The organism is Aquimarina sp. RZ0 (assembly GCF_008370685.1).
Taxonomy (GTDB): domain Bacteria; phylum Bacteroidota; class Bacteroidia; order Flavobacteriales; family Flavobacteriaceae; genus Aquimarina.
Genome location: NZ_VTZU01000089.1, coordinates 14,265 through 27,026, shown reverse-complemented (window position 1 = coordinate 27,026; position 12,762 = coordinate 14,265). Strand labels below are relative to the sequence as shown.

Below are 12,762 nucleotides of genomic sequence, written 5' to 3'. Positions count from 1 at the left end.
CTAACTCTATACGGTATCCCCGAATCTTGACCTGTTCATCCTTCCTGCCTATAAACTCCAAATTACCATCCGGTAACCATCTTGCCAAATCTCCTGTCTTATATAATCGTTCACCTTCCTTAAATGGATGAACAATAAATTTCTCCCTGCTTAATTCTACTCTGTTTAGATAACCTCTGGCTAAGCCTGAACCCGAAACACATAATTCTCCAACTACACCTATGGGCTGTAGATTCTCATTTGAATCTAAAATGTAAACCTGAGTATTAGAAATAGGACTACCTATAGGAATAGTTCCAGATACATTGTGGTCTTTAACTTTTAGTACACTACAACCTATAGTAGTTTCTGTAGGTCCATATTCGTTATAAATACAGACTTGGGGATGCATATCTTCTAAACATTCCAAATGGAAAGAAAGTAATTCCTCTCCTCCAATAATAATCTGTAATAAGTGTGGACAAGACATATTCTTTAAAAACAATAAATGACTAGGTGTCAATTTAATAGAAGTAACCCTTCTCGTTTTTAATATGATGCTTAAAACTTCAGAAATATCATTCTCTCTATAAATAAATAACGATCCTCCTGTGAGTAAACTCATATAAAGACTGGTCTGCGTTAAATCAAATGACAAAGAAGTAAACAGTGGAAAATTATACTCACAATCTTCTGATCCATAACTTGAAACACTATATAAAATATAATTTATCAAGCTACATTGGTCAATCATTACACCCTTAGGCTTACCTGTACTACCAGATGTATATATAACATAAGCCAAATCTTGTGTAGAAATATCAAACCTAGGATTGTTCGCATAAGTAGTATTAGATAAACCTTCTAACTCAATATCTATCGAGAAAATAGAAACATCAAAATCAACTACAGATGACAAACTTGATGATTCTACAATCAATACTTTTAAATCCGTATCAGTTATTATAAAAGATTTTCTGGATTCAGGATAGTCTATATCTATAGGAACATACGCTGCTCCTGACTTTAAAATACCTAAAATAGAAACAATCGACCATAAGGAATGCTCTAGCATAATACCTGCCAAATCATTCGAACCCAAAGCATAAGTACCTTGTAGATAATGGGCTAACTGATTCGAACGCTCATTTAATTCTTGATACGTCAACTCTTCTCCCTCAAATACCAAAGCAACATTATTCGGTGTCTTTGCAACCTGCTCCTCAAATAAATCAACTATTGTCTTGTCTGTTGGATAAGCAACCGCCGTATCATTGAACACTTCTAATAATTGTTTTCTTTCTGCAACAGGTAAAATAGAAAGTTCAGCTACTGATATATCACTATCATTTTCCAGCAATTCTAAAAATAATTCTAAAGTTTCTTCCATATAAGCAACCACTCTGATGGCATCAATTTCTACATCTGCTATTTTTGCTATCAAGCGAAAATCATCTCCATAATCATCCACATCCAAGGTAAAAGGATAATTGGTACGTTCCTCTCCTTCTATAATTTCCATATCCAAATCAACCTGAGAATAAGATCGAGAAAAACGGTAATTAAGCAAAGTACTAAACAAGGGGACATTATTAGGGATCTGACTCCATTTATGAATAGAGGATAAAGAAGTTTGTTCAAAAAGCTGTAACTCTTGTAACCTGTCTTTTACTTGCACTATATATTCTGTGATAGTTCCTTCAATGCTGAGATACACTGGAAGTGTATTGATAAATAAACCAACCGAACCTTCGGTAATTTCTGCTCCTTGTAAACGTCCCAGAAACAGGGAGCCAAAAATCGCATAATTACTATTACTCAAAATAGCAACAACCTTTCCAAAAGCGGCATGAAACAAAACAGCTGGACTGATTTGTAGAGTCTCAGACGCCTTCCTGATACGTCTATTTAAAGCACTGGTTAACAGATTCCCAGAAGTAGAAACACTCGTACTTCCATGACCTAAAGTGTTTTTAAGCTCAAAAGGATAGGTAGATTCTTCCACATTTTCAAAAAGAGATCGAAAATACCTTTCATCTTTGCCATCGTTGATAGCCTGCTGATATTGTATGTAGGCTATAAAATCGCGATATAATGCTGGTTGGACTATATCTTCCTCCTTACCCGAGATATATTGAATAATTTCTTCTATAATTTTTTCAACCCCAATATGATCGGTAATCAGATGATGACACTTGATTACTAAATAATAGATATCATGCCTAGGGTCATCGGCGGTTTTCAAATCCAGCAAAGGTGCCTTTGATATATCAATCCACAATCCCTCTGAAACGGATGTACATTCACTTTTCGGTAATATTTTTTCTATAACATCCAAACCAACAACTGTAGTTACTAATTCTGCTTTGCGCAATACTATCTGTACCGGGTTTTCAAGACCTTTGGAGAATATACAGGTTCTTAAAACATCATGACGTTGTATTATCAGTTTTAATGCCTTTACAAATTCACTACGTTGTGATACACTTGAAAAGCGTAAAAAAGAAGGCAAAATATAAGGATCCCCATCTTGTTGATTACTCATTAAATGATGATAGTAGATTCCTTCCTGTAAAGGTGACAAAGGATAAATATCCTGAATATTGGCTCCTCCTCCCGGAATCACATCCATAATGGTATCTAACTGCTTTTGTGTCAAATCTACCAAAGGTAACATCGAGGGCATAAGATATTTACAATCCTGGGATATTCCATTTTCAGGAATCTTAAAATTCAAACCGCTAAAAGAAGGAACAAACTCTTCAACCTTGTTTAGGTAAGTAACTATTTCCTTTTTGTGTCCTTTTATTTGGTCTAATAACTCAGGAGGTATCGTATCATCGGACATTAATTTTAATCTACCTTCTTCAAGTTCTAAGATTATACCTTCTATTTTAAGAGCATCTAAAAATGTTATAATATTATTTTTCATCTACGTCTAAATGTTAATAGTTACTTTATGATTTGCACCAGCATTCCTAATTTTATTTATCGAATAGGACAGGGTGAATGCTAGTTGTTTTATAGTAGGAAATTCAAAAAACATCTTAACTGGAATGCGGATGTCTAACTCCTGCTTTACCCTCGCTGCTACTTTTATAATCAAGAGAGAGTGCAACCCTAAACTGTACAAATTTTGATTGACTCCTATTTGTTTCAGGGACAGTAAGTCTGCAAAAATAGCAACCAACTGTTTTTCCAATTCGGTAGTTGGAGCAAGCAATTCTTCTTCTTTTACTTCTACTTCTGTAGCTGCTAATGCTTTTCTGTCAATTTTTCCATGTCTGGTAATTGGCATTTCTTCTATAGCTAACCAAACTGTTGGAATCATATACTCTGGTAATAGTTGCTTAAGCATCATATCAATATACTTCTTATCAAAGGTAGAATGAAGGGTTACAAAACCTATTAAATATGTATTTCCATAAATATCTTCCTTGACCAATACAGCACATTCTTTGATAGGATCTATACTCGATAATACATTCTCAATCTCTCCTAATTCAATCCGATATCCTCTTATTTTTACCTGATTATCTTTTCTACCTATAAACTCTAAATTACCATCTGGTAACCATCTGGCTAAATCTCCAGTTTTATAAACACCTTGGCCTGGATTAAAAGGATCAGCAATAAAATTTACTTCTGTTTTATCATCATCATTTAGATACCCTCTACCCACACCGATACCAGAAACCCATAATTCACCAATAACTCCTATTGGACATAAGGTATTGTTATCACTCATCACATATAATTTGGTATTGGCAATGGGTTTCCCAATAGGTATTCTTCCTGATAAAGGCACTTGATCCATAAAATAAAGACTTACATCATCTGCCGCCTCAGTAGGACCATACGCATTTGAGACTGGTATTTTAGGGTATTTTTCAAACCAAGTAGAAAGCAACGATTTATGGACAGATTCTCCTGTTACTAACAAGTACTTCAATCTACTAAAGTCTTTTATGGAAGGGGTATCCAGTAAAGCTGACAAATACGATGGAACTAATTGTAATAAAGTAATCTTATCATCATAAAACCGTTCTAAAAAGGCAACCCCATCTTGAATGAGGGTTTCTTTATATATAATAACTTTTCCTCCACTTAATAAGGCACTGAGCATTTGCCATACAGAAATATCAAAAGTAAAGGGAGCAGTAAAACCAATAATTGTATTCGCATTCATAGCAAACTTCTCCACCATCACCAGCAGATGATTTAACATTCCGTCATGCTCGATCATAGCTCCTTTTGGTCTACCTGTACTGCCCGAAGTATAAATCACATAGGCAAGAGATGATCCTGAAATAGGAATATCAGGCATCACCTCTTTGTAACTTGAAGTTTCTGAGGTAATCTCAGTACCTGTGATCACATCTAGATCTAACTGTCGAGGGATATTCTCTATAGCGGATTGATCGGTAATAACAACCTTGCACTGGGTTTCTTCCAAAATATAAGAGATACGCGATTCCGGATAATTAGAACCAATAGGAACATAGGCATCTCCTGATTTTAAAACTCCTAATACTGCCTCGATCATATCTATAGACCGTTCCATACAGATACCTATTAAACTATCTTTACCTACTTTTCGTTTAATCAGGTAATTTGCAATTTTATTCGATCTCCTATCCAGTTCATCATAGGTAATCTCTTCTTGATCACAAACAATGGCTATAGCAGTTGGTGTAAGCTTTACTTGTTCCTGAAATAGATCAACAAAAGTGATTTTCTTAGAAACTAATGTTTTTGTGGTCGAATTGAAATCTATAAGAATCTGCTTCTTTTCTGCCGTTGACAATAAAGTTATTTCTGAAATAGTACTTGATGGATGGTTTAAAATATTGTTTAATAACAATTTATAATGAGCCGCGAAACGTTCGATAGTTTCTACTGTAAAAAGAGCAGTACAATATTCCACATCCAGTGCCATATAATCATCTTCTTCAATAATGGTAAATGAAAGATCAAATTTTGAAGTGGTATTTTCTATTTCATATTTAGTAAGGGTAATATCTCCAAAATCTAATTTTCTAACATCAGGAGAGTTTTGTATCCCAAACATTACCTGAAATATAGGACTTCGGCTCAGGTCACGTTCAGGAGATAATCTCTCTACTACTTTTTCAAAAGGGGTCGATTGATAATCATACGCTTTTAAAGTAGTTTTTCTAACCTGACTTAAAAACTCCTTAAATGTTTCTTTGCTATCTATTGAATTCCGTAAAGCCAGTGTATTCATAAAAACACCAACCATTTGCTCTTCTTCAGACTGGGTACGGTTTGCAATTGGTATCCCTACACAAATATCGTTTTGGCCGCTATATTTATGCAATAAAACCTTAAAGGCAGCTAGCAAAGTGATAAATAAGGTATTTCCTTCTGCCTGGGAAAATTCTATCAACCGTTTTGTTAATGCAGCATCAATCCTAAAACTTGAGGTTTTTCCTATCGCACTCTGAACTGCTGGTCTTTGATAATCATAAGGAAGTTCTAATGGAGATAATCCCATTAGTTGTTCTTCCCAATAAGCGAGCATCTTATCTAATACTTCTCCCTGTAGATATTCTCGTTGCCAGACACTATAATCAGCATATTGAAACTCTTGTTCGTGTAATGAAGGTTGGGTATTATTTAACAAACACTCATAACGTTTTATAAATTCACCTAAAATCAGGGTCTCAGACCAACCATCAGCAGCAATATGATGTACACTTAAAATAAGGTAATGCTGATTTTCATAGGATGTTACCAGAGCAACACGAATCATCAGATCTGTGGATAAATCGAAAGGTGCAAAAATCACCTGCTTGAATGACTTATCCAAATCAGCTCCTTTTTCTAACTTAATATGGTTCAATAGGAAAGAATTAACATTTAAAACCTCTTGATAAACCTCTCCCTTCTGATCCATTTTTACAACAGAACGTAATACCTCATGTCTTTGAATAATTTGCAGAATCGTTTTTTCTATCAAAGACACCTTAGGTTCTCCCGATAATTTTAATGTGGTGAAAATGTGATACTCCCCACTACCACTTAACTGATCCAAAAACCATAGTCTTTCTTGTGCATATGATAATGGTATCCTTGATGGTCTTTTGAGGTCTCCAATCTGTAATGATTTTGTCTTCCCTTCTTGTCCTCCCTCAAAACCTAAAACCTCACTCAGAATATGCTCTGCACAAGCTTCTATAGTAGGGTAATCCAATAGTAATGTAATAGGAATACGTTTGCCTAAAGCTTGTGAAAACCGGTTTTTTAGTTCTATGGCCATCAAAGAATCCAATCCTAATTCCATTAATGGCTGATCGATATCAATATCCTCTAATACTAATAACTGGCAGACTTCTTTTTTTAATTTTTCGTATAAGAACTTTAACCTGTTATGTTCAGGAAGTAATAACAACTCCTGAACAAGCATTGGGTACTCCCGAAAATTAATCTCTTCTTTCCTATCAGTCAGTAACTCATAAAAACCAGGGATCATCCCTAAATCCATGTTGATCTTTTCCAGGAATTTTTCGTGATCGATCTTTGTACATAGCATTTGAGAAGCTTTGCTATTGATGATGGAAATCATCAAAGCAAAACTATCAACACTATTTTCGATAGGTTGGGTACCATCAGATCGTAATAATTTCTCTTGTTGTTCATCTAGATTTTTCAGTTTGCCCATACCTATCCATTGTCCCCAATTGATCGTACTAACAGCTAATCCTTTTTCTTTTCGGTAGTTCGCCAAACCATCTAAAAAACCATTTGCAGCGGCATAGCCCGCTTGTCCTATGGTTCCAAAAAGAGAAGCAATAGAAGAAAACAAAACAAAAAAATCTAATTCTTCATCTTTGGTAATTTCATGTAAATTCCAGGTATCCTGAGCTTTTGGAGCAAAAACACGCTTAATTTTTTCTATAGTCTGATCTTTGATCAAACCTGTATCTGTAGTACTTGCCAGATGTATGACACCTCCTAAACGGTTGGTCGTTGGTACTACAGCTATAGCTCTAGAAAGTTCCTCTTTATTAGTTACATCAACCTTTTTTACCATAATATGACCGCCTAAGCTTTCTAATTCCTCTACTACAGATAGTGTCTTTGGTGTGGGATTGTTTCTTCCTAATAATAAAAAACGGGTAATGGGAGTATGAAGAAGTAGCCATTTAGTCATTTGTAGGCCCATATCACCAAGGGCTCCAGTAATCAAAACTGTTTTTTGTGAATTAAAAGTTAAATGAATGGAGGGCTTTTTTGTGTGTCTTGTTGCTTCTAATCGTAAAGTAAACAGCTCATTATCTTTATACAATACTTGTTGGTGTGCTTCATCATTAAACAAGATATTAGACAACTTGTTGGTATCTTCATTATTCCCTCCAACATCTAATATATTGGTCGAGATTTGTGGATACTCATTTCTAAATACTCTGGATAAGGACCATAAAGGAGATAAAGCTAACCCTTGATCAGAAACTTTATCATATACCTCGGAGGTAATCCACCATAGATGGGTTAGCTTATGTTTCTTAGTATTTAGCAATAAGCCTAATTTTTGAAGTTGACGCATCCCTTTACATGTCAATTCCTCAGAATACTTATAGAGATCGCTGATATCTTTTTTAAATAGTGAAGGCCAAATCACTGCAATATGCGTATAGTCACTTAGTTTTTTCAGGTCGTGAAATTCTTCAAATGTAATACTAGTTAATGCTGGTGTTTTTTGCTCGATAGCCTTGTACAAAGCATCAAAAACTGAGTTGTCTTCGCATATAATTAACCAATTACTTGAACCTGCTCCATCCAAGGTTTTATAATGAATAAGTGGTTTCCAGCTAAGATTATATAGGAAATCATCAGAAAGGTTAGATTCTTTTATGATCTCTGCCTTATTATTCTCGATCTCTTTATTGCTACTGCTATTTACCCAATAGGATTGACCATCAAAAGGGTAATTAGGTAAGGATATTGATTTTATAGCCTTTCCAAAGTAGTATTCTTTCCAGTTTATTGCTCCTCCTGCCCTGTACCAATTCGCTAAACTTTCCAGAATGGTTTTTTCTTCTATTTCATAATGCCACAAAGAAGGTAGCCATAAGGTATTGGGGGAATCTATAATTTGTTTACCAAAATTAATCAAAACAGGTGATGGCCCCATTTCTATAAAAGTATTGATATCCATATTCTCCAAGGTCTTGACTCCTTCGGAAAATTGTACCGAAGAACGAATCTGATCGACCCAATAGGAGGCATCACACATTTTAAAAATTTCTTCACTTCCAGTTATATTACTGATGATTCTATTATTAGGTTTATAATACACAATAGAAGATGCTACTTTTTTGAAATCCTCAAGCATAGGTTCCATAAGAGGTGAATGAAATGCATGGGAAACTTCCAATGCTTTAAAAGTGATCGATTTCTTGGTAAGTTCCTTTTTTAATCTAACAAGTGCTTCTTTTTTACCAGATACTACGGTTTGTTTTTCACTATTGATGGCAGCTATTGTGATTTTGTCTTCATATCCTATGAGGAAAGCTTTCGTTTCTTCTTTTGAACAAAATAAAGAGATCATACCCCCATTTTCTGGTAACGATTGCATCAATTTCCCTCTGGAAACTACTAGTTTCAATCCATCTTCCAAACTGAAAATTCCTGCTACACAGGCAGCAGTCAATTCACCAATACTATGACCTAATAAAGCTTTTGGTTGAATACCCCAATGTTTCCAGAGTTGACTCAAACTATACCCTAAACAAAACAAAGCCGGTTGGGTATATTGTGTTTTTTTTAAGATCTTATTATTCTCTTCAGCTGTCGAAAATATCAATTCTTTAAGATCAATATCAATGATACCTTTCAATATTGCAAAACAACGATCCATGGCATTCTTAAATATCGGAAAATGCTTATATAGACTGCTTCCCATACCTATATATTGAGAACTCTGACCCGTAAATAGAAAGGCAACCTTTAGCTTTTCAAAACTTGTCATGCTATTTTGTGAATGTTCAGTATCAGATGTCTTTTCGTTCAAAGCCGCTATAAGTTCATTTTTATCTTTACAAACAGTCATAAATCTTTTCTCGTGTGTATCCCTGGTAGTAACAAGACTGTAAGCTAATGATGACATATCAACTTCAGGATGTTTTTCTAAATAAGATACCAGCTCCTTTTTTCTGAAAAACAAGGAAGTATCTGTTTTTGCGGAGATTGCTATACTCTTAAAATTGCCATTTTCAGCTTCAGAATTAGAACCAAAGGATGATACTATATCATTGGCTTCCTCTAAGATTACATGAACATTTGTTCCTCCAAAACCAAAAGAACTTACTCCTGCCCTGCGTTTTTGATGCTCCTTAGTAATCTCCCATGGAATGTGTTCTTTTGGAATAAAGACATTCGTATTTTTCCAGTCAATATATGGGTTTGGAGTATGGTAATGAAGTTGCTTAGGTATTTGATGGTGATTGAGGCACAATACTGTTTTTATGAATCCTGCAATCCCAGCGGTAGCTTCTAAATGCCCTATATTCGACTTTACTGACCCCAAAATCAACGGATTTGTTCTACCTTCATTATATACTTGATCCAGTGCCTTCACCTCTATAGGATCTCCTAATGAAGTTCCTGTACCATGGGTTTCTACATATGTGATACTAGACGGAGTAACATTGGCCTTTGATAAAGCTTTTCTTATTACCGCCTGTTGCGCCAAACCATTAGGAGCGGTCAAACCATTACTGTTTCCGTCTTGATTGACTGCAGTACCTCTTATTATTGCCAAAATATCATTACCATCTTCTTTCGCTTTAGACAGCGGTTTTAATAATACCAAACCACAACCATCTCCTCTTACATAGCCATTGGCATTACTATCAAAGGTTTTGCAATGACCATCTACAGACATCATACCTGATTGTGATAATGCAATGGACACATAAGGAGATACTACTAAATTTACACCTCCAGCTACGGCTACATCACAATCCCCATCCCTTAGATTTTTCACAGCCATATCAACGCAGGTCAAAGAAGAAGAACAAGCAGAATCGATGGTCATACTTGGCCCCTTAAGGTCATAGAAAAAAGATAGTCTATTAGCCGCAATACTATTAGAAATTCCAGCTCCTGAATAAGCATTTTGCTTCCCTCCTGCATCTTTTAATAAGTCTCCATATCTGCTTTCTCCTACACCTATAAATACTCCCGTATTACTTCCTGAATACTTTGAAGGTGGTTTTTGAGAGTTTTCAAACAGGTGATAACAAACTTCCAAAAGCAAGCGTTGCTGAGGATCCATTTTTTCTGCCTCTGATGGAGAAATTCCAAAAAAAGAAGCGTCAAACTTATCGATATCGTCGATAAAACCTCCCCATTTGGTATTCATCGTATATCCATCAAGGGTCTCACTGTAATAAGTATCTAAACTCCATCGCTCCTCAGGAACTTCAGTAATAGCATCTTTACCAGCTATTAGATTTTCCCAAAAAGCTTGCACATTTTTTGCCTGAGGAAACTGACACGCCATACTGATAATAGCCACAGGCTCATTTTTATGTGTTCGTATAGAAACTTCTTCCTTTAGAGTAGCTGATGACTCGTTCAACAAATAAGCTGTTAAGCTACTGATATTCTGATATTCATATAATAATATAGGAGAAAGATTCATATTCAAAAACTCCGATAATTCACCTACCAATCGAATCCCTTGTATCGATGTAATACCAAAAGAGGCGAAAGAAGAAGCTATATCTATTTCATGAACGGGCACATTAACTACTGTAGCAATTTTTTCCTGAATCCACTTCATAATCTCAATTGAATCCTCGGTAATACTTTCCGTAAGATTTATGCTTTCATCCAATGTCTTATCGGCAATATGATCTGCTTTGCTGTTCCATCGATCTAGCTCTTGATATAGTGAATCTGACAGGTAAAGCTGCTTGGTTCGTACTCTTTTTATTTTTCCGCTAGTCGTCTTTTCTACTCCTCCCGGACCTACCAATATAATTTCATGTAAGGGAATCTTGTGCTCATAAAGTACCTCCTTACTAATGGCATTTACGATTTCTTTAAAATCATAATTTCTAATTACATTTCGATTTAGTTCCTGTACTAGGATAACCTCTTCCTTCCCGTCTTTATCAATACTAAATGCTGCCCCGGAATTAGCTACCAGATCTGGATGAGAACGCTGGGCAACCCGTTCGATATCCTGAGGAAAGTGATTCGTCCCGTTGATAATGAACATTTCTTTTAAGCGTCCTGATATAAACAACTCTCCTTCCTTTAAAAAACCCATATCGCCTGTTCTTAGAAAAGTACCTAATCGGGTATTGACTTTTCCATTGGCATATTGTATTTGTGCTTTAAACACTTCTTTGGTGAGCTCTTCTCTGTTCCAATAACCATCTCCAACACAAGGCCCTTTGATCCAAATTTCTCCTACCTCATTTTTCTTACAAACTCTCTTGGTGATAGGATTTACAATTTTGACTCTCATAGGAGCCAAAATAGCACCATTACTTACCAGAGTAGTAATCTTTGTTAGATCTTCGGTGTTTTGAGATGCTTCTACCTGGCCATTAAGAAGTTTTCCCTTGTCCAAAGTAAGAGTATTTGGAGCTTTACGATAATCCGTTCCGCTAATGATCAAGGTAGCCTCTGCGATACCATAACAAGGAAATAGGCTACTTCTCTTCAAATTATATTTCCCAAAACGTTTAACAAAATTATCTAAACTTAATGGGCGTATCGGCTCAGACCCATTAAATGCTACCTTCCAACTACTTAAATCCAATTCTTTGATGTCTTCATCACTAATTTGATCTATACATAAATCATAGGCAAAGTTAGGACCTCCACTTCCCGTGGCTTTATATTTTGAAATAGCCTTTAACCAACGAACAGGTTTTTTTATAAAGTCAATGGGAGCCATAAAATAAAGAGGAAAACCCACATAAAAGGGTTGTATCATATTACCAATAAGCCCCATATCATGAAATGCTGGTAACCACCCTACACCTACAGATTCTTTTGAATGATCAAATGATTTTTGAATAAGATCACTGCTATGCAGTACATTAGAATGACTAATAATTACTCCTTTAGAGTCTCCTGTAGAACCAGAAGTATATTGAAGAAAGGCTGTGGAACTTGGAGTAATCTCTTTTAGAAAAACCTTGTCTAAAGAAACTTCTATCTCATCTGTGACCAACCATTTGAGCTCTGATAACTCCGTATGATCAAACCATTTCTTGATTCTCTTATACATTACAGAATTGGTAAAAATAAGAGTAGGCTTACAATCTGATACTATATTTTCTAACCTCCCTATACGCCTTTTTCCTTCTGGGGGAGAACTAGGAACCGCAATAACCCCAGCTCTTACACATCCAAAAAAGACATCTATAAAATCAAGATTTGTAGGGTATATTAATAATACCCGATCCCCTGGATTTGCATATGCTAATATATGAGAGGCGATCATACCGGATCTTTCATACAATTCTTTGTATGTTCTGGAACCCAACTCCCGTTCCCCATCTTCTAAAAAAGTGTAAATAACTTTTTCAGGTGTCTCTTTTAAATGTTTGTCAAAAATTGTTACTAATGTTTCTTTGTGCAATTTTGATGAGTATGACGACATTTTTTTCTGTTTTGTTTTTGTATGATTTTTAAATTCTCAAGACAATGAATAGGTTTATTATTTATCAAAATCTTTGTTAAGAAAGTTTTATAATTGTTCTTTGTGAGTCTTTTATATAGTTCCCTACCTGG

Annotated in this window: 2 protein-coding genes; both read right to left on the bottom strand. The window is 35.3% G+C overall.

Annotated elements, in window-relative coordinates; all coding sequences use genetic code 11:
- A partial coding sequence (locus F0000_RS23405) for an amino acid adenylation domain-containing protein (protein ID WP_149627152.1) occupies window positions 1–2,911 on the bottom strand: 2,911 nt, incomplete at its 3' end.
- Window positions 2,912–2,917: 6 nt separating this feature from the next.
- Window positions 2,918–12,631, bottom strand: coding sequence for a non-ribosomal peptide synthetase/type I polyketide synthase (locus F0000_RS23400; RefSeq protein ID WP_149627151.1), 9,714 nt, complete (start codon window positions 12,629–12,631; stop codon window positions 2,918–2,920).
- Between the last annotated feature and the right edge of the window lie 131 nt (window positions 12,632–12,762).